This is a genomic window from Myxococcus hansupus (assembly GCF_000280925.3).
Classification (GTDB): Bacteria; Myxococcota; Myxococcia; order Myxococcales; family Myxococcaceae; genus Myxococcus; species Myxococcus hansupus.
Map to the genome: position 1 here is coordinate 2,957,045 of NZ_CP012109.1, position 18,392 is coordinate 2,975,436.

An 18,392-nucleotide genomic window follows, 5' to 3' on the forward strand; every position below is an offset into this window, starting at 1 on the left:
CGTGTGACAGCTTGGACGCGGCACATCGCGCTGTTAGGGTCGGCCCCTTCATGGTCGAGGCCCGTCTTCGCGTCATCTACGGCGATACCGATCAGATGGGTGTCGTCTACTACGCGAACTACTTCCGTTACTTCGAGTTCGCGCGCAGTGAGTACTTCCGCGCACGCGGTGGCAGCTACGCCGAGCTGGAGCGCTCGGGTGCCCTGCTACCGGTGGCCGAGGCGAGCTGTCAGTACAAGGCATCCGCGCGGTACGACGATGTGTTGGTCATTGAAACCACCGTGAGCGAGTTGCGCCGCGCGTCCATCGTGTTCACCTACGCGCTGTTCCGCGACGGTGCGCCACGGACGCTGCTCTGCACCGGGATGACCCGTCACGCCTGCGTGGGGCGCGATGGCAAGCCGACGCGGCTGCCGGACACCCTCATCCGGCTGCTCGAAACACCCGAGCCTTCCCCAGGCTCTTCCACTTCCACCTGAACCCTTCCGGCATACCCAAGGAGCACACACATGGATCGCAACCTGGCAATGGAGGTCGTGCGCGTCACCGAGATGGCGGCCATCGCCTCCGCGCGACTGATGGGCCGCGGCAACAAGGACGAGTCCGACCAGGCCGCCGTGGACGCCATGCGCCGCGCCTTCGACGCGCTGCAGATTGATGGCACCGTCGTCATCGGTGAGGGCGAGCGCGACGAGGCGCCCATGCTCTACATCGGTGAGAAGGTGGGCAAGCGGGGCGAGGGCGCGCCCGAGGTCGACATCGCGCTGGATCCGCTGGAGGGCACCAACCTGTGCGCCTACGGCCGGCCGGGCTCCATCGCCGTGGTGGCCATGGCGGGCAAGGGCGGGCTGCTCAACGCCCCCGACACGTACATGGAGAAGCTGGCCGTGGGCCCGCGCGCCCGGGGCGCCATCGACCTGCGCAAGTCGCCCACGGAGAACCTCCGCGCCATCGCGGAGAAGATGAAGGTCTACGTGGAGGACCTCACGGTGGTGGTGCTGGACCGTGAGCGGCACACCGACCTCATCAAGGAGATTCGCGCGGCGGGCGCCCGCATCCGGCTCATCGAGGACGGTGACGTGGCCGGCGCCATCGCCACGTGCTTCGAGGGCACGGGCGTGGAGGTGCTGATGGGCATCGGCGGCGCGCCCGAGGGCGTCATCGCCGCGGCGGCCATCCGCGCCACCGGTGGTGACATGCAGGGCCGGCTCGTTCCCCGCAACCAGGGCGAAATCGACCGCGCCAAGACGATGGGCATCACCGACATCTCGAAGATCTACACCGCCGAGGAGCTGGCCAAGGGCGAGGTCATGTTCGCCGCCTCGGGCGTCACCACCGGCGACTTCCTCAAGGGCGTGCGCTTCTTCGGCGGCGGCTGCGAGACGCACTCCGTCGTGATGCGCAGCAAGACGGGCACCGTCCGCTTCATCCAGTCCGTGCACAAGTTCGACAAGAAGCCGGGGTACGCTTTCTAGGACGCGGCACCCACTTCACCTCACGCCCCTCTGGAGGAACCCATGCCTGGCGCTTCACGCACCATCGTCGTCAACGCCCCCATCGAGAAGGTCTTCGACGTCGTCACCCAGTATGAGCGCTACCCGGAGTTCCTGCCGGAGGTGAAGGGCATCCGGACCGAGAACCGCCAGGGCAACACGGTGGACGTCCACTACAAGGTGGATGTGGTGAAGACCATCAACTACTCCATCCGCGTCACGGAGCAGCGTCCCACCCGCATGTCCTGGACCTACATCAAGGGCGAGTTCATGAAGGACAACCAGGGGAGCTGGGTCCTGGAGGCGCAGGGAGAGAACCAGACGAAGGCCACCTACACGGTGGAGATGGCACTGGGCGCCCTGGTGCCCAAGAGCGTTGTCTCCGCCCTGGTGGAGACGTCCCTCCCCAAGATGCTGGACGCCTTCAAGCGCCGCTTCGAGGCCCCCTGACATCGGTGTCCTGATGTCACACCCCGGGCGGCTCGCGGGCGACCCCACCGTCGCTCGCAGGCCGCCCGAAGTCTTCGCGGACCCGGAATGCCCGGGTGCGTCGCAGCAGGCGGCCGGGCGGGGCCGGCAAAACGCCGGTTGCCACACGGGATATGGGGAGTATGCCCATGGGACGGTCCGCTTGCGGGCTGCATCGAGGGCATTAAAATGAACACCGTCCCGACGGGATTTTCGGCCTCCACGACATTTCTGCCCGGGGTGACCTGCCCCAGGTGTCGGGTGGCAGACGAGCAACCGTGCGAGATGGCTGCAACGTACCCAGCGAAGAACCGGGGTTCTTAATTTGCATCTGATATTGGTGGAAATGGTATTGGGGCGGGATGGGCGTACATCGGGGTACGTAGGCTGAGGGAGACGAAGACCCATGCTCGACGCCTTCATCATCGAAGAGATCAAGCGCCGTGAGCGCCGCCGTGAGGAGCACGACCGGCCGGTGGTGGAGCTTCCGCTCCCCGTCCCGGACGACCGTCCTCGCCGTCGCACCGAGACGGAAGACGACAAGCCCCAGCGGGGCGTGGTGGTCATCGACCTGCTGTCCTGACCTCGGGCGCGCGGCCTGACAGCCGCGCCCGTGTGTCCCCGAGCCCGCGGAGGCGGTCCTTCCCAGGACGGCCCCGCGGGCTTCGTGCATCCAGCCGCCGCCTCAGCCCTGCGTCAGCGCCAGCAGGTGGCGGGGGTGGTAGACTTCCCACAGCGGCCCCTTCACGGTGGCCAGCGCGTCCAGCACCTGTCGGCGCCACTCCTCGGGCAGGGCCTGCTCGCCATGGAAGGCGCCCAGGAGCGCGCCGGTAATCGTGGCGTGGGCCTCCGTGTCGCCTCCCCGGTGGACGACGTCCAGGAGGGCGGCCTCCGCGCTGGGGGCGTGGAGCAGCTCCCAGAAGGCCAGCCGGAAGGCGACCCGGACCGCGTGCTGGGCGCGGTGGAGGTGCAGCTCCGGCCCGTAGAGCATGGGGTCCTCTTGCTGGGCCGCCGCCAGGTCCTCCCGGAGCAGGCTGGCCGCGAAGCCCACCTCCTGCACGTGGTCCGCGGCGGAGCGCCCGAGCGCCGCGCCCGCCAGCAGCAGCCCGGACTCCGCGGCGGTGATGAGGTCCGTCGCCTTCAGGCCCGCGCCGTGGGTGACGGCGTGGCCAATGGCCGCGTTGAAGGCCGCGCAGGCGAGCTGGCAGCGCGGGTCGAAGTGGGTGAGGGCGGAGTCCTCCAGGGACGCCTGGGTGCGCGCGGCGGCGTCACCCGCCAGGTAGACGCCCAGCGGCGCGGTGCGCGACAGGCTCCCCGCGCCCGCGGGCTGGCGGTACGCGCGCAGCCAGACGCGCCGCCCCGCGCCCAGGGGCGGGAAGCCGGACGTGTCGCAGTCCTCGAACACGTCCTTCATGGGCTCGCTGACGTCGAAGGCGTGGGGCTGCCACGCGCGGTAACGACGCAGTGCGTCCGCGGCGTCGTAGCGTCGGAGGGCGCGCAGGCTGTGGCCCAGGCAGGCCGCGAGCTGGACCTCCTCCGTCACCTGGCCCCGGCGCAGCTCGTGGGGGCCGCCGCCCATCAACTTCAAGTAGGGGCCCTCCGCCTGTTTGGGAAACGAAACGGCCATGAAGGGCCGGTGCGCGGTGGGGACGGACAGCGCGTTGCCCACGGCCATGCCCAGCAGCGCGCCGCGGCGCCGTTGTGCGAGCAGAGGATCAGGCCCCTTCACGGCGGGGCGGCGTTGGGGCGGAGGCATTCGACGGGTGGACACTGTAGCAGCGCGACCTGCGACCACGCTTGCCCCTCCCGGGGGGGTCTTCTAGAAACGGCCGCCTATGACCGAGATTTCTCAGATTCTGGCGCGCGAAGTGCTCGACTCTCGTGGCAATCCCACCGTGGAGGCGGAGGTCCACCTGGCCGGTGGCGCCCGTGGCCGCGCCGCGGTGCCGTCCGGTGCGTCCACCGGTGAGCACGAAGCCATCGAGCTGCGTGACGGCGACAAGAAGCGCTACCTGGGCAAGGGCGTGCAGAACGCCGTGAAGAACGTGGTGGACGTGCTCGCGCCGGCGCTGATTGGCACGGACGCGGCGGACCAGTTCGCGGTGGACCAGCGGATGCTGGAGCTGGACGGCACGCCCACCAAGGGCAAGCTGGGCGCCAACGCCATCCTCGCGGTGTCCATGGCCGCCGCGCGGGCCGCCGCGGACGCGCACGGGCTGCCGCTGTACCGGTACGTGGGCGGCGTGCAGGCGCGCACCCTGCCGGTGCCGCTGATGAACATCCTCAACGGCGGCGCGCACGCGGACACGCGCGTGGACGTGCAGGAGTTCATGGTGGTGCCCGCGGGCGCCTCGTCCTTCGCGGAGGGCCTTCGCTGGGGCGCGGAGGTGTTCCACGCGCTGAAGAAGATCCTCAAGGACCGCAAGCTGGCCACGGGCGTGGGCGACGAGGGCGGCTACGCCCCGGACCTGCCGGCCAACGAAGAAGCGCTGAAGCTCATCATGGAGGCCATCGACAAGGCGGGCTTCAAGGCCGGTGAGCAGCTCTTCCTGGCCCTGGACGTGGCGGCCAGCGAGTTCTTCGACAAGGGCAGCAAGAAGTACAAGCTCAAGGGCGAGGGCAAGGAGTACGACTCCACGGGCCTGCTCGAGTACTACCGTGGCCTCTCGGAGCGCTACCCCATCATCTCCATCGAAGACGGCATGGCGGAGGATGACTGGGACGGTTGGAAGAAGCTCACCGACGCGCTCGGCTCGCGCATGCAGTTGGTGGGCGACGACCTCTTCGTCACCAACGTGGAGCGCCTGGGCCGCGGCATCGAGACGGGCACGGCCAACTCCATCCTGGTGAAGGTGAACCAGATTGGCACCCTGACGGAGACCTTCGACGCCGTGCGCATGGCGCACCGGGCCGGGTACACGTCCGTCATGAGCCACCGCTCGGGCGAGACGGAGGACACCACCATCGCCGACCTGGCGGTGGCCCTGGACTGCGGGCAGATCAAGACGGGCTCCGCGTCCCGCTCCGACCGCGTGGCCAAGTACAACCAGTTGCTGCGCATCGAAGGCGAGCTGGGGGCCTCGGCCCGCTACGCTGGCAAGTCGGTGTTCCGCGCCCTGAACCAGAAGAAGTGAGCCCGTGAGCGACAAGCCCAGACGCATCCTCGTCTCCAACGACGACGGTTACTTCTCCGAGGGGCTCCAGGCGCTGGTCGAGGCCGTGAGCCCCCTGGGCGAGGTGTGGGTGGTGGCTCCCGACCGGGAGCAGAGCGCCGCCTCCCACGCCATCTCCCTGCACCGCCCCCTGCGCATCAAGGAGGTGCGGGAGCGGTGGTTCGCCGTCGATGGGACGCCCGCGGACTGCGCTTATCTGGCGATCAACCATCTCCTGAAGGATGATCGCCCGGTCCTCATGGTTTCCGGCATCAACCACGGCGCGAACCTGGCCGAAGACATCATGTACTCCGGCACGGTGGCCGCGGCGATGGAGGGTGCGCTCCTGGGCGTCCCCGCCATCGCCTTCAGCCTCGTGTCCCGGCGTACGTTCGACTTCGGTCCGGGCGCCCGGTTCGCCCGGTCGCTGGTGGCCAGCGCGCTGTCCCGGCCGCTGCCGCCCAGGATGCTCCTCAACGTGAACATCCCCGGAGGCGTGGAGCCGGAGGGCTACGTCGTCACCCGTCAGGGTCGTCACTCGTACGGCTTCGAGGTGGTGGAGAACGAAGACCCGCGCGGCCGGAAGTACTACTGGATTGGCGGCAGCGACTACCAGCACGAGGACATCCCGGGCAGCGACTGCAATGCCGTGTTCCGGGACAAGCGCGTCTCCGTCACTCCGCTGCACTTCGAGCTGACGGACCACGGCCGCCTCCCGGACCTCTCCGGGTGGCAGGTCGATGGTTTCCTCCGGCACGAACCGGAGGGTGCCTAGCGTTGGCGTCGTGCGTGTCCAGCCGAGCGCTTGGGGCGCTCCGGGTGTTCCTCCTGGCCGTGACGTTGAGCGGCTGCGTGGGCACCCGGGTCTCCTCCGGGGCCGGCCCGGACACGGGACTGGACCCCGCGCCTGACGCCCCACGGGCCCAGGCCGCGGACACCGCCGAGCGGACCACGCCGCTGCCGTTCAACCTGCGCGGCGCGCATGCCGAGCCGGAGCTGGTGTCGGTGCGTCACGTCGTCGCCGCGGGCGAGACGATGTATCGCATCTCCAAGACGTACGGCCTCACGGTGGACGAGCTGGGCTCGGCCAACGGCATCAAGGCGCCCTGGACGCTGGCGGTGGGGCAGGAGCTCACCATCCCCGGCGTCGAGCGCAACGTGACGGTGCAGGCGCTGGCGGAGGCCGACGCGGAGCCGGTGCGGGCCTCCACGTCCACGGCGTCCCGGCGCAGTGTTCCCACCGCGGGGCGGCGCGAGGAGCCCCCCTCGCGGAGCCGGCCGCAGACACGCCCGGCAAGCGCGTCCCGCCCCCGGCTGGCCACGCAGGGGATGTTGGATTGGCCGCTGAAGGGCGTGCTGTACGGCCGCTTCGGCAAGAAGGGCAAGGAGCCGCACGACGGCATCGACCTGGCGGCGCCTTCGGGCACACCCGTGAAGACGGCGCAGGAAGGCACGGTCCTCTACGCGGGCGAGCAGCGGGGCTACGGCAACATCGTCATCGTCGAGCACGCCAACCGGCTGATTACGCTGTACGCCCACAACAAGGACTTGCGCGTGCGCACCGGGCAGAAGGTCCGCCGGGAGCAGGTCATCGCGACGGTGGGCGAGTCTGGCCGCACGTCCGGGCCGCACCTGCACTTCGAGGTCCGGTTGGATGGACGGCCGGTGGATCCTCTGGAGTACCTCGGCACGATGCCGTCCTCCTGAGCGAGGAGGCGAGGGCCTGCCCGGCTCCCTGGCGCCATCCTGGGAGAAAGGTCCGCTGGGATCGTGCAGCCGGGCGCTCGTGCCGGGCCCGGGTGAGGGTAGAGTGCCGCCCGTGTCACGTTCCTGGTTCCGGTGGTGCCCCGTTCTCGTCGTGCTCGCTTCGGCGGCACATGCCCGTGCGCTCATGACGGAGGCGCCGTCGATTGAGGCGCCACAGAGCGTGGCGAGGCGGGAGACGCCGCCGGGCGCGGAGTCCCTGAGCGCGCCCTTGACGGGCACGGCCTCAACGGGAGCGCCTTCGCCGAGCGCGGCGCCCGTGGGCTCCGACACGACGACGGGCAAGGAGCCCACCCCGGACGCCTCTTCGCCCGAGGCCGCGTCGCCGGAGTCCCCCACGAGTGATGGGGCCGCGGAAGCGGTCGGGGCGGAGGTTGCCGCCGCGGTCGCCACGGATGCTGCCGGGGTCGCGGCCACGGCCGCCGTCGCGGTGCTCATGCTGGAGTCCAACGACGCGGGGCGCGACGCGGCCCCTGGCGTCACCTCCCTCATCACGTCGCGGTTGGCGGAGTCATCGAAGCTGCGCGTCCTCTCCCAATGGGACGTGGAGTCGGCGCTCGACGCCGCGGGACAGAAGAAGCTCGAGGGCCTGAAATCCTGCGAGCGGGGGGACTGTGTCGAGGAACTGGTGAAGCTCACCGGCGCCCGGTACGTCGTCGCGGGCCGGCTGGACCGCTTCGGTGACCACTACCTGCTCACCGCCAACCTACTCGACACCACGGAGGGCCGGAGCCTCGCGCGTCCTCGCGCCGAAGCCGATGACGCGGAGGACCTGCTGCGGACCGCGAAGGCGGTGTCCGACCAGCTCTTCGCCGTGCTCGTCTCCCCCGAGGAGTCCGTGGCGGCGCGCCCGCTGCTGGGCGGCTCGTCGCGCACCGGGGGCGGCGGCTTGCTCCTGGGCCTGCGCGTGAACAACAACTTCATCGACAAGCTGTCCGCGGTGAACCCGGGCGGCGACATCGAGGTGGGCTACTGGTTCCACCCCGAATGGGTCGGCTTCATCCAGGTCGGCTTCAACTACGTGCGCTCCACCCAGGAGGGCGTGCGCAGCGGCCTCAACGTGCTGCCCAGCGTCGTGGGCGCGCGGCACTACCACAACCTGGAGCGCTCCCTGCGGCCCTACTGGGGTTTCGGCCTGGGCGTGCAGCTCTCCTTCGGCGACTTCGGTATCTTCCAGTCCACGGGACCGCTGCCCACGGTCATCGGGTTCGCGGGGCTCGAGTACCTCATCGCCGGCAAGGTGGGATTCCAGTTGGAGTTGGGGACCAACGTGGCCCAGGCGGTGCTGGGCCTGGCCGATTCGAAGCTGGGTGACGGCCTCAACCTGGACCTCAACGCAGGCATCGCGTACCACTTCTGAGCTTCGGAGCCTCCCATGTTCCCGCGACCGCGCGCCCTCTCCCTGATTGCCTTGCTCGCCCTGACCGGCTGTGACGACGAGACGCCTCGCGTCAAGCCGAAGGACCACGCGGAGGGCCTCTACGTCAAAGGCACCGCCGAGTACCTCCAGGGGCACTTCGACGCGGCCCTGGCCTCCTTCGAGGCCATGAAGCAGCTCGCCCCGGACGACCCGCGCCTGCCCGCCGCGCGCGGCGAGGTGTACCTGTCCATGGGCCGACTGACGGAGGCCGCGGCGGAGTTCGAGGCCGCCCTCAAGCTGGAGCCCAAGCGCTCCACCAACTGGAGCCGCCTGGGCTTCATCCAGGCCCAGCTCGGCCAGGTGGCCGAGGCCCAGAGCTCGCTGCGCAAGGCGCTGGCCCTCTTCCCCCAGGACTTCAACGCCCTGGAGTCGCTCGGCGACCTGTACCTGAAGAAGGGCGAGCATGACGCCGCCGTGCGGCACTTCACGCTCGCGGCCGGCGCGGCGCCCTCGCCGGAGCAGAAGTCCGCGCTCGTCATCCGCGCGCTGGACGTCCTGACGGAGCAGCGGCGCCACGCGGAGGTCCTCACCGTGGCGCAGAAGGCGGTGGACGACGGCATCCACACCGCCGAAGTGCTCTCCGCCCTGGGGGATGGCCTGGTCCACGCGGGCAACCTGCCCGAGGCCGCCAACGCCTACCGGGACGCGGCCAGCCGCGCGCCGAGGGATCCGACGCTGTGGGAGCTCGTCGGCGAAATCCAGACGAAGCTGGACAAGCCCGGTGACGCCATCTCCGCTTACAAGGAGTCCCTGCGCGTGAGGGATCGCGCCATCGTCCACGTGGCGCTGGCCCGCCTCTACCTGGGGCTGAAGGACAAGTCGGCGGCGAAGGAGGAGCTGGAGGCCGCGCTGGGGTCCGCCTCGGGCCAGGACATGCGCGAGCTGCGGGAGCTGGCCGACCTGCTGGTCACCATGGAGCGCAAGCCGGACGCGCTCCGAATCCTGGCCGGCCTGAGCGCGGAAGCGGACCAGGCGAAGGACGCCGAGCTGCACGTCACCACGGCGCGGCTGGCGCAGGAGCTGAAGGACAAGGGCATCCTCCAGGCCGCCTGCGCACGGGCCACCGCCGCGGACGCCACCCTCAAGAAGTGCCCGTGAGCCCCGCCCGGGCCTGAACGAGGCCCGGAGCGGCGTGGGGGACTACGGCGCCCGAGCGGCCTGGAGCTTCCGGTACACGCCCACCACCTGACCCAGAATCATGGTGGACCGGAACTCCGCCCGGCTCACGTAGATGGGCTGCATGGTGGCGTTGGCGGGCTGGAAGCGGATGCGGTCGCCTTCCGGGTAGTAGCGCTTCACCGTGGCCTCGTCCTCGATGAGGGCCACCACGATTTCACCCGGCTGCGCGGACGGCGTCTTCTTCACGAAGAGGTAGTCCCCGTCGTGGATGCCGTCGTCAATCATCGACTGGCCCTTCACGCGCAGGGCGAAGACCTCGCGGCCATTCACGCCTCCGAGCAGGAAGCTGTCGATCTTGACGGAGTCCTCCATGTTCTCCTGCGCGAGCAGCGGCGCGCCGGCGGCGACCTTGCCCAGCAGGGGAATCTCCACCATGCCCGAGTCCTTGCGCATCCCCAGGCCGAGCAGCAGCCTCGCGCGCTTGGTGGGCACCAGGGAGCGGCTCTGCTGCTCGCCCCGGTTCAGGTAGCCCTTGCGCTCCAGGGCCTTCAAATGGTCGTTCACGCCGTTCGTCGAGCGGATGTCCATGTGCTCCCCGATCTCGCGGATCGTCGGCGGGAAGCCCCGGGTTTCCGTCTCCTTGACGATGAAGCTGAGAATCTCGCGCTGGCGTTCCGTGAGCTCTTCCATGCGCTCCCTCACCCGTCTGCCGTCCAGCCGGGGAGTCGTTCCCCCAGGCAACAGGCTTTCAGTGTCACTCTCCCTGAACAGACGTGTAGAGTCAACTCGTCCGCTGTCACACCGCGCACTCCCGGTATGTCACGGACCGTCCTGTTTCTCACTTCTTGAGGTGGGACGGCGAACTCGACGTACACTTCTTCCGCTTTGTCCGAGCTCCGCCACACGCTGCTCTTCGTCGACGACGAGGCCGACGTCCTGGACATCCTCACCCGGATGTTTCAGCGCCGGTATCGCGTCCTCACGGCCCGAAGCGGCTCCGCCGCCCTGGAAATCCTGAGAAAGGAGTCAGTCGACGTCCTCGTGACGGACCAGCGGATGCCGGAGATGACGGGCATCGAGCTGGTCGCCACGGCGCGCTCGGAGGGCTTCGACGTCACCGCGCTGCTGCTGACGGGGTACACGCACCCGGACGACATCATCGCGGCCATCAACCAGGGGCAGGTGTACCGGTACATCACCAAGCCCTGGGACGTGAACGACCTGCTCATCACCGTGAAGAATGCGGTGGAGTACACGCAGCTTCGCAAGGACAAGGAGCGGCTGATCCGCCAGCTCCACCAGCGCGTGGAGGCGCTCTTCGTCCTGTACGAGGTCAGCCGCGCCAGCGCGAACGACCCGGCCAGCTACGACAACATCATCGACCGCGTGCTCATCGCCGTGGCGCGCGTGCTGCCGTACGACTGCGGCGCGGCGCTCATCGCTCCGGACGAGGCCCGCAGCGCCACCCTGCGGCTGCGCTGCCATGGCGTGGTGGGCGAGCAGGCGCTCCTGGGCGTGAAGGAGTCGATGCTCGGCGCCTACCGCAAGAGCAGCGGCCTGCTGTTGCCCGAGGACCGCGTCATCACCCGCGTGGCGGGCACCACCACGCAGGACGCGGCGGCCCCGTCCATCTACCCCAGCCAGCTCACGGTGAACCTGGTGGCGGGTGGGCGGCCGGTGGGCATGTTGTCGCTGTTCAGCCAGCGGCCGGACGCGTTCTCCGAGGATGACGGCGTCCTGCTGGACGTGCTCGCCAACCAGACGGCGGACGCCATCCAGTCCCTGCGCTCGGCCGAGGAAGAGGCCCGCCACCGCATGGAGCGGATGGTGGAGTCCATGGCCGACGGCGTGGTCCTCACCGACGAGAAGAACGACGTCGTGGTGATGAACCCGGCGGCGCGGCGGCTGCTGCACGCGGAGAACCCCGAGGAGCAGACGACGCGGCTGATGGAGGAGCGCCTGGGCTTCCAGCCGTTCCACCTGGTGCGCGGCTGGGAGTACGGCGGCGGGCAGGTGCTGCGCGAGGAGGTGAAGCTCTTCGACCGGCACGTCCAGACGACGGTGACGCCGGTGACGGACGCGCGCGGCACGCTGCGCGGCGTGTGCGTGGTGCTGCGCGACATCACCGAGCAGAAGCGGCTGGAGGAGCGCAAGGACGAGTTCGTCTCCATGGTCAGCCACGAGCTGCGCACGCCGCTCACGTCCATCTCCGGCGCGCTGGACCTGGTGCTGAACTTCATGGCCGGGGACATCAACGACCGGCAGCGGCGCTACCTGTCGCTGGCGCGCGACTCCACGGAGAAGCTCAACGCCATCGTGGATGACCTGCTGGACTTGTCGAAGTTCGCCAAGGGCCGGCTGCGGATGAACTTCGAGGTGTCGTACCTCGACGAGCTCGTCCAGCGCGTGGTGGAGAAGTACGGGCCGGCCTTCAGCGAGAAGCGCGTGGCGGTGAAGCCGCTGCTGCCGCGCCACCCGCTGCGCGTGCTGGTGGACCCCAACCGCTTGGACCAGGTCCTCAACAACCTGCTCAACAACGCGGTGAAGTTCACCCCGGAGGAGGGCGAGGTTCGCGTGGGCGTCCACGCCACCTCCAGCCTGCCGGGCTACGTGGTGGTGTCCTGCTGGAACAGCGGGGACCCCATCGCGGAGGAGAGCCTGGAGCGCATCTTCGACCGCTTCGAGCAGGCGCGCACCAAGGCCAACCGCACCGTGCGCGGCACCGGCCTGGGGCTGGCCATCTGCCGCAACATCGTGGAGGCCCACGGCGGCCGCATCTGGTGCGAACCGTGTTCGGACGGCGTGCGCTTCATGGTGGTGCTGCCCACCGAGCCGCCCCCCGAGCTGCGCCGCCAGGACGACGTGGCCGACGCCATCCAGCTCCCGCGCCGCCAGGAGAGCCGGGGCCGGGTGCTGGTCATCGACGGCGAGGCGGAGGTGGCCTACATCGCCAAGGCGCTCCTGGTGGGCCGTGGCTATGACGTGCGCGTGGCCTTCAACGCGGAGGACGGCCTGTCCGCCGCGCGCCGGCATGATCCGGACACGGTGATGGTGTCCGTGCGTCTGCCGGACGTGGACGGTCTGCGGCTGGCGGAGATTCTCCGGCACGACCCGGAGACGCGCCGCGCGCCGCTGCTGGTGTCCTCCGCCTTCGACGAGCGGCAGCGCGCCTTCCGCGCCGGGGCGGACGCCTTCCTCGTGCGCCCGCTGGCGGCGGACAAGCTGATGGCCACGGTGGACTCGCTGGTTCGTGGACGCCAGGGCCCGGCGCATGGCCGGGTGCTGGTGGTGGACGACGACACGAAGATCGCCGCCATCTGCCGCGAGGTGCTGGAGAACCTCGGCTTCGACGTGGCGCTGGCGGGCTCCATCGAAGAAGGGCGCCGCTCCCTGCGCGAGCGCCGTCCGGACGTGGTGCTGCTGGATGTCACGCTGCCCGACGGTGACGGCTTCGTCTTCCTGGAGGAAATCAAGGCGGAGAGCGCCGGTGGCCACATCTCCGTCATCTTCATCTCCGCGCGCGCGGAGACGTCCTCCAAGGTGCGCGCGCTCAAGCTGGGCGGCGACGACTACCTCACCAAGCCCTTCGACGCGTTGGAGCTGGGCGCCCGCGTGGAGAGCGTCATGCGGCGCAAGGAGCAGGAGCTGTCGGCCTCTCCGACGACGCAGCTCCCGGGCTCCACCGCCATCGAGCGCGAGGTGCAGCGGCGGCTGTCGCTGCGGCGGCCCTTCGCCTTCTGCTACCTGGATTTGGACAACCTTAAGGCCTACAACGACTACTACGGCTTCGCGAAGGCGGACGGCGTGGTGCGCCAGACGGGCGACCTGATGCGCGAGGTGTTCGCCCAGGACGGCGCGCCTGGGGACTTCCTGGGCCACGTGGCCGGTGACGACTTCGTGTTCATCACCTCCACGGACTCGGTGGACCGCATCTGCCAGAAGGCCATCGAGACGTTCGACCGCATCATCCCGCTCTATTACGACCGGCAGGACCGCGAGCGCGGGCACATCGAGGCGGAGGACCGTTACGGGGAGAAGCGGCAGTTCCCCATCATGAGCGTGTCCGTGGTGGCGGTGATGACCGACGGCACGCAGGACCACGCGGAGCTGGCTCGCCGCGCCGCGGACATGAAGAAGCGCGCCAAGGCCATCGCCGGCTCGGTGTTCCTGCGCAGTGACTTGGAGCGGGTGGTACGCTCCGCGGCCGGATGAGGCTCTACCAGCAACTCGTCCTGTTCATGCTCGCCGCGACGGTGCTTCCCCTGGCCGCGGTGGGCTTCCTGTTGCTTTCGCGCGCCGAGGCCACGCTCGCGGCCCGCATCGACGCGGAGCAGCGGGCGCAGGCCTCTTCGGCGGCCGAGGCCGTGGGCGCCTCCATGATGGAGGTGGTGGAGGCCCTGGCCCGCTCCGCCGAGCTCCTCGACTGGCAGGCCGCGAGCGAAGACGAGACGCAGGGCGCGCTGCGCCTTCTGTACGGCCAGTCCCCCGCGTTGAGCGTGGTGCTGAAGCTGGACGCGGAAGGCCGCCCGCTGGGCACGCCCGTCTTCCGGGCGCAGGCCGCGGACGGACACCCGGCCTTCTCCCCTGACTCGTTGGACAAGCTCATCCGCTCCATGCCCGTGCAGACGCTGCGAGGGGGTGGCAAGGGCCAGGCGGCGCTGGGCACCGCCTATGTCCAGTCGGACGACGGGCGCTCGGCGGTGGCCGTGGCGGTGAAGCTCGCGGACGGAGAGCGCGCACCCTTCGCGGTGGCGGAGCTGGTGCTTCATCCGTTGGAGTCCGTCCTGCGCCGCCGCCTGGGGGAAGGGCAGGGGCGCATCGACCTGGTGGATGAAGAACGGCGCGTGCTCGCCAGCACGGAGTCTGAGCGCAAGGGCCAGGTGCTGGCGCCCGAGCTGAGCGCGCACCTGCTGGGGCCGGCCGTGCCGCTGGCGGAGGCGGTGCGCAGCTTCCGGCTGGAGTCCCCCGCCCGCCGCATCAGCGTGGCGCGCGTGCCACACGGCATGCGCTTCGACGTGCTGGTGACGGTGGACGAGGACGCCGCGCTGGCGCCCGTCCACGCGATGCGGCGCACCGTGCTGATGTCGATTGGCGGCACCTTCCTGGTGCTGCTGGGCCTGGGCGCGCTCTTCACCCGCCGCCTCAACGTGCGCCTCACCGAGGTGATGCGCGGCGCGGAGGCGTACAGCCGGGGCGAGCTGGACAAGCGGGTGACGGTGACGGGGCAGGACGAGCTGAGCGAGCTGGCCACCACCTTCAACCGCATGGGCGAGGAGCTGGAGGCGGCGCGCGGCCGGCTGCTGCGTTGGAACGACGACTTGCGCGTCCGCGTGGACGAGGCCACCGCGGAGTTGAAGGCGGCCCAGGCGCAGTTGGTGGAGGCGCAGAAGCTGGCCGCGGTGGGACAGCTCGGCGCGGGCGTGGCGCACGAAATCAACAACCCGCTGGCCGGCATCCTGGGCAACGTGCAGTTGCTGATGCTGGACCGGGGCTCCTCGGACCCCGACGTGGAGACGCTGCGCAAGATTGAGCAGAGCGCCAAGCGCTGCAAGGAGATCACCCAGAACCTGCTGCGCTTCTCCCAGCAGCGCGAGCGCGCGGAGCTGCGCTCCGTGGACCTCAACGCCGTGGTGCGCGACGCGCTCAGCCTCACCGAGCATCAACTGCGGAGCGACGGCATCGTGCTGACCAGCGTGTTGAGCGACGGCATGGCGCGCGTGCGAGCGGACCCGGGACACCTGTCCCAGGTGGTGTTGGCGCTGGTGTCCAACGCGCGCACCGCGATGCTGAAGTCGCCCCAGAAGCGGCTCACGCTGCGCACGGGCGAGGCCGACGGCATTGGTTACGTGGAGGTGGAGGACACAGGAAAGGGCATCGCCGCCCACATCCGACCTCGCATCTTCGAGCCCTTCTTCACCACCAAGGACGTGTGGTCCAACGTGGGGTTGGGCCTCAGCGTGGCCTGGCGCATGGTGACGGAGGCGAACGGTAGCATCGAGGTCCGCTCGGAGGTCGAGCAGGGCAGTTGCTTTACCGTGAAGCTGCCGAAGGCGTGATAGCTAGCGAGACGTCCATGGCTGATTCCCGTCCATCGCGCCGTCAGGCGCCGTTCCTCATCGGCCTCGTGCTGATTCTCGCGGCGCTGCCGGTGGGGTGGTTCGTCTTCTTGCGTCAGCCGCCTCCGCCACCGCCGCCTCCCGTCGCGCCGCCTGTCGCCGCGGCGCCCGTGGCGCCGCGTCAGTTGCAACTGGAGCTGACGCAGGTCTCCGGCAAGGTGGAGGTGTGGAACACGGACGGCTCGTGGCGCGAGGCCTCCGTGGGCATGGCGCTGCGCCAGGATGAGCGGGTGCGCACGGATGACGGCTCGTACGCCAAGCTGATTGGCGGCGAATCCGTGGAAGTAAACATCGACCCCGCCACCGAAATCTCCGTGGACGCGCTGACGGAGTCGCTGTCTCGCATCCTGCTCTCTCGCGGTATGGCCACCGCGGTCGTCCGCCCCGGGCAGCGGCACACGTTCGAGGTGAAGGCCGCGAACTCGGATGCGACGGCCACGTTGCAGCAGGCGGGCGCCTTCACCATGAGCAACAACGGCGAGGGCACCGTCGCGGTGGGCACGCGCGAGGGCGAAGTCACCCTCGTGGGGCAGGGCAAGGTCGTCATCGTCCGCGCGGGTCAGCAGGCCGTCGTGCGTCCAGGACAGGCGCCGTCGGAACCGTCACCAGTGCCCACCAGCTTGCTGCTCAAGGTGGACTGGCCCAACGAGCGCACCCGCCGCGAGCGCGAGCTCGTGGTGCGCGGACAAGCAACGCCGGGCAGTCGCGTGGAGGTCGGTGGTGTCACCGTGAAGTCCGATGCGGAGGGAAACTTCCAGCGAAAGGTGATCCTCCGAGAAGGCCGCAACACCGTGGATGTGCAGGCCTTTGGCGTCGGTCGCACGAAGCAGCAGGAGCGTCAGGACGTCGTGGTCGACACGACGCCTCCGCCGCTGAAGACGGATACCGAGAACATCTGGAATCAGGCGCGCGACGACTGACACAGCAGGCAAGTGTACGAGCGGGTGTTCGCCTTGACCCACGTCGAGGGGGCTTCCTAGACTTCGGGTAGGAGTCGTTCCTGTTCAAGGGCAATCCCGGGCGAAAGCCCCGGTGCGCAAAGCCGCGGGGCCTGATGTCTGGCCGGCCGTGACCGCCGTGGGAAGTCAGCACCGGACGGGTCCGGTCCCACTGCGCCTTGTGCAGGGCGGAAGTGGGTCATCGATTCGAACCCCCGGAGGACCTATCCGATGCTGCGGACACTGGCCCTGAGTTGTTGGCTGCTTCCTCCGTTGGCGCTCGCAACCACCCCCGCGCCGAGAACGTTGACGGGCACCCTCCACGTCGTCGCCGGAGGCCCGGGAGACCAGACGGACCCTCACGTCAGCGGGCCGTGGGTGGCGTACACGAACGAGTCTCGGGGCACGAGCGAGATTCGCTACCACGACCTGCGGACCTCCACGGACGCGGCCATCCCGAACGAGGGCGCGTTCGACTTCGTGTCGGATATCTCGGGCAGCACCATCGTCTTCACGCGGGTGAGTACGTCGAGCGCCATCTACGTCTTCGACGTGGGCTCGGACACGGTGGCCCGGGAGCTGGCGCCGGAAGCGGGCAGCAGTCGCCGCTCCGCGGTGATTGGTGGCCGCACCGTCGCGTGGCAGGACTTCGGCTACACCGGCGTGACGTCGCAGCCGGAGATCGCCGCGTTTGACTTGGACCACGGCACGCTCACGCGCCTCACGGACGACACGTTCCATGACCGCACGCCCGCTGTGTCGCCGGATGGCGCGACGGTGGTCTGGGCCAAGTGCGACGAGCAGGGTTTGCGCTGCGACATCTGGCAGGCCCGGCGAGGCGCCAACGGCTTCACGTCGCAAGCGCTCACGGGCAGCGAAGGCGAGGAGTCCCATCCGGACACCAACGGCGAGGTGGCCGTCTACGCGAGCACGCGCACGCTCGACGGCGTGACGGACCGGGACATCTACTGGAAGCCGCTGAATGGGGGCACGGAGCAGCGACTGGCGCTGCCGGGGATGGACGCGAACCCCAGCATCAGCGGCTCCTTGATTGCCTTCGAGCGGAGGGACCCGGCGAAGAACGACTTCGACATCGTGCTCTACGACATGAACACGGAGACGCTCTACGCCATCACGAACACGCCTGAGAACGAGAGCCTCACCGACCTGAGCGTGGACGCGGACGGCACGGTGCGCGTGGTGTGGACCGTGTCGCAGAACGGGGACTTCAACGTCCACGCCTTCACCTTCAAGCTGGATGACGAGCCCGGCTGCAAGCTCGCGCCGGTGGAGCCGGCGGTGCCCGCGGAGGTCTGCGCGCGGCCCGGTGACTGGCCGATGCTCGCGTCGCTGGAGGTCGCGCGAACGAGCGGTCAGCCCAATGGCGTGGCGCTCGGCTTCGCGGGCACCGGTGACGGCGTGTTGTGCGTGGACAACGGCTACAACGGCGAGGACTCCACCGCGGGCTGGGTGTGGCTCAACGGTCGGGAGCTGGTGGACCCGTCGCGTTTCAAGCCGGGCGTGCCGCGCGTGGCGACGCGTGCACCGTTGGATGGGCACAACTCGCTGACGGCGCTCATCTCCGGCAGACCTGGGAGCGCGTTTCGGATCCGCGTGTATGGCCCGCCGAGGGTGTGTCAACCCCTGTCGGGGACACCCACCGACGCCACCGTCATTCCGGGGTTCGCACTCAAGCCGGTGTCATCTTCGTCCGCGCCGGTGTCTCCGATGACCTTCATTCCCGAGGGGCCGGTGCGGGATGCGGGGCTTCGGGGCTGTAGCACCGGCGGTGGTCCGATAACGCTTTCCGGGGTGATCCTGTTGCTGGCCGGATTGCTGCGTCCCCGTCGTGCGAAGGCGCTTCGACGTGGCGACGGTGCCCTGTAGACTGACACGGCCCTGAACCGGTTTCTCCTCTTCGG

Annotated in this window: 15 protein-coding genes; 13 read left to right on the forward strand and 2 right to left on the reverse strand. The window is 69.5% G+C overall.

The features are described from left to right. The first annotated feature begins 50 nt into the window (after window positions 1-50). From A176_RS11765 to A176_RS39300, 4 genes are all read left to right on the forward strand, one after another. Complete coding sequence (locus A176_RS11765; protein ID WP_002639452.1) at window positions 51-479, forward strand: acyl-CoA thioesterase; 429 nt, start codon at window positions 51-53, stop codon at window positions 477-479. A 30-nt stretch (window positions 480-509) separates the two neighbouring features. Beyond that, entirely contained in the window at window positions 510-1,475 is a 966-nt protein-coding gene (glpX, locus tag A176_RS11770; RefSeq protein ID WP_002639451.1) for a class II fructose-bisphosphatase, read from the forward strand. Between the two features lie 42 nt (window positions 1,476-1,517). Next, window positions 1,518-1,943 (forward strand): type II toxin-antitoxin system RatA family toxin, encoded by a 426-nt coding sequence (locus tag A176_RS11775; RefSeq protein WP_002639450.1) that lies wholly within the window; start codon window positions 1,518-1,520, stop codon window positions 1,941-1,943. A gap of 424 nt (window positions 1,944-2,367) precedes the next feature. Continuing rightward, the gene (locus A176_RS39300) at window positions 2,368-2,544 is read left to right on the forward strand and encodes a hypothetical protein (protein WP_002639449.1); all 177 of its coding nucleotides are present in this window, start codon (window positions 2,368-2,370) and stop codon (window positions 2,542-2,544) included. Between the two features lie 102 nt (window positions 2,545-2,646). Here A176_RS39300 and A176_RS11780 read toward each other — a convergent pair whose 3' ends face one another. Next, window positions 2,647-3,717 carry an ADP-ribosylglycohydrolase family protein gene (locus A176_RS11780; RefSeq protein WP_226994286.1) on the reverse strand — a complete coding sequence of 357 codons (1,071 nt, stop codon included), beginning with the start codon at window positions 3,715-3,717 and terminating at the stop codon, window positions 2,647-2,649. Window positions 3,718-3,796: 79 nt separating this feature from the next. Here A176_RS11780 and eno point away from each other — a divergent pair, with 79 nt between their 5' ends. From eno to A176_RS11805, 5 genes are all read left to right on the forward strand, one after another. Then, window positions 3,797-5,095: a phosphopyruvate hydratase gene (gene eno / locus A176_RS11785; RefSeq protein WP_002639447.1), complete on the forward strand. Its 1,299-nt coding sequence runs from the start codon at window positions 3,797-3,799 to the stop codon at window positions 5,093-5,095. 4 nt (window positions 5,096-5,099) lie between these two features. Further along, window positions 5,100-5,888 carry a 5'/3'-nucleotidase SurE gene (surE, locus tag A176_RS11790; RefSeq protein WP_002639446.1) on the forward strand — a complete coding sequence of 263 codons (789 nt, stop codon included), beginning with the start codon at window positions 5,100-5,102 and terminating at the stop codon, window positions 5,886-5,888. A gap of 2 nt (window positions 5,889-5,890) precedes the next feature. After that, window positions 5,891-6,820, forward strand: a complete 930-nt coding sequence (locus tag A176_RS11795; protein ID WP_044889068.1) for a peptidoglycan DD-metalloendopeptidase family protein — start codon at window positions 5,891-5,893, stop codon at window positions 6,818-6,820. Between the two features lie 112 nt (window positions 6,821-6,932). Next, window positions 6,933-8,237: an RAD23 family protein gene (locus A176_RS11800; protein WP_226994287.1), complete on the forward strand. Its 1,305-nt coding sequence runs from the start codon at window positions 6,933-6,935 to the stop codon at window positions 8,235-8,237. Between the two features lie 15 nt (window positions 8,238-8,252). Further along, the gene (locus A176_RS11805; protein WP_002639443.1) at window positions 8,253-9,395 is read left to right on the forward strand and encodes a tetratricopeptide repeat protein; all 1,143 of its coding nucleotides are present in this window, start codon (window positions 8,253-8,255) and stop codon (window positions 9,393-9,395) included. A 42-nt stretch (window positions 9,396-9,437) separates the two neighbouring features. Here A176_RS11805 and lexA read toward each other — a convergent pair whose 3' ends face one another. Then, on the reverse strand, window positions 9,438-10,106 hold the full coding sequence (gene lexA / locus A176_RS11810) for a transcriptional repressor LexA (RefSeq protein ID WP_044889069.1): 669 nt from the start codon (window positions 10,104-10,106) through the stop codon (window positions 9,438-9,440). A gap of 195 nt (window positions 10,107-10,301) precedes the next feature. On the opposite strand from lexA, the gene A176_RS11815 reads away from it, so the two are divergent. The 4 genes from A176_RS11815 to A176_RS11830 all read left to right on the forward strand — a co-directional run bounded on the left by A176_RS11815 (window position 10,302) and on the right by A176_RS11830 (window position 18,357). Further along, on the forward strand, window positions 10,302-13,628 hold the full coding sequence (locus A176_RS11815) for a response regulator (protein WP_002639441.1): 3,327 nt from the start codon (window positions 10,302-10,304) through the stop codon (window positions 13,626-13,628). Then, complete coding sequence (locus tag A176_RS11820; RefSeq protein ID WP_002639440.1) at window positions 13,625-15,472, forward strand: sensor histidine kinase; 1,848 nt, start codon at window positions 13,625-13,627, stop codon at window positions 15,470-15,472. Before A176_RS11815 ends, A176_RS11820 begins: the two co-directional genes overlap by 4 nt. A gap of 17 nt (window positions 15,473-15,489) precedes the next feature. Beyond that, complete coding sequence (locus A176_RS11825; RefSeq protein ID WP_002639439.1) at window positions 15,490-16,452, forward strand: FecR domain-containing protein; 963 nt, start codon at window positions 15,490-15,492, stop codon at window positions 16,450-16,452. A 249-nt stretch (window positions 16,453-16,701) separates the two neighbouring features. Further along, entirely contained in the window at window positions 16,702-18,357 is a 1,656-nt protein-coding gene (locus A176_RS11830; protein WP_021780896.1) for a TolB family protein, read from the forward strand. The last annotated feature ends 35 nt before the right edge of the window (window positions 18,358-18,392 follow it).

Bases quoted from the DNA above. Each gene is read 5' to 3' on its own strand.
- A176_RS11780 (WP_226994286.1), bottom strand. From the start codon at position 3,717: ATGCCTCCGCCCCAACGCCGCCCCGCCGTGAAGGGGCCTGATCCTCTG.
- A176_RS11830 (WP_021780896.1), top strand. From the start codon at position 16,702: ATGCTGCGGACACTGGCCCTGAGTTGTTGGCTGCTTCCTCCGTTGGCG.
- eno (WP_002639447.1), top strand. From the start codon at position 3,797: ATGACCGAGATTTCTCAGATTCTGGCGCGCGAAGTGCTCGACTCTCGT.
- glpX (WP_002639451.1), top strand. From the start codon at position 510: ATGGATCGCAACCTGGCAATGGAGGTCGTGCGCGTCACCGAGATGGCG.
- lexA (WP_044889069.1), bottom strand. From the start codon at position 10,106: ATGGAAGAGCTCACGGAACGCCAGCGCGAGATTCTCAGCTTCATCGTC.
- A176_RS11825 (WP_002639439.1), top strand. From the start codon at position 15,490: ATGGCTGATTCCCGTCCATCGCGCCGTCAGGCGCCGTTCCTCATCGGC.
- A176_RS39300 (WP_002639449.1), top strand. From the start codon at position 2,368: ATGCTCGACGCCTTCATCATCGAAGAGATCAAGCGCCGTGAGCGCCGC.
- A176_RS11820 (WP_002639440.1), top strand. From the start codon at position 13,625: ATGAGGCTCTACCAGCAACTCGTCCTGTTCATGCTCGCCGCGACGGTG.
- A176_RS11765 (WP_002639452.1), top strand. From the start codon at position 51: ATGGTCGAGGCCCGTCTTCGCGTCATCTACGGCGATACCGATCAGATG.
- A176_RS11775 (WP_002639450.1), top strand. From the start codon at position 1,518: ATGCCTGGCGCTTCACGCACCATCGTCGTCAACGCCCCCATCGAGAAG.
- A176_RS11805 (WP_002639443.1), top strand. From the start codon at position 8,253: ATGTTCCCGCGACCGCGCGCCCTCTCCCTGATTGCCTTGCTCGCCCTG.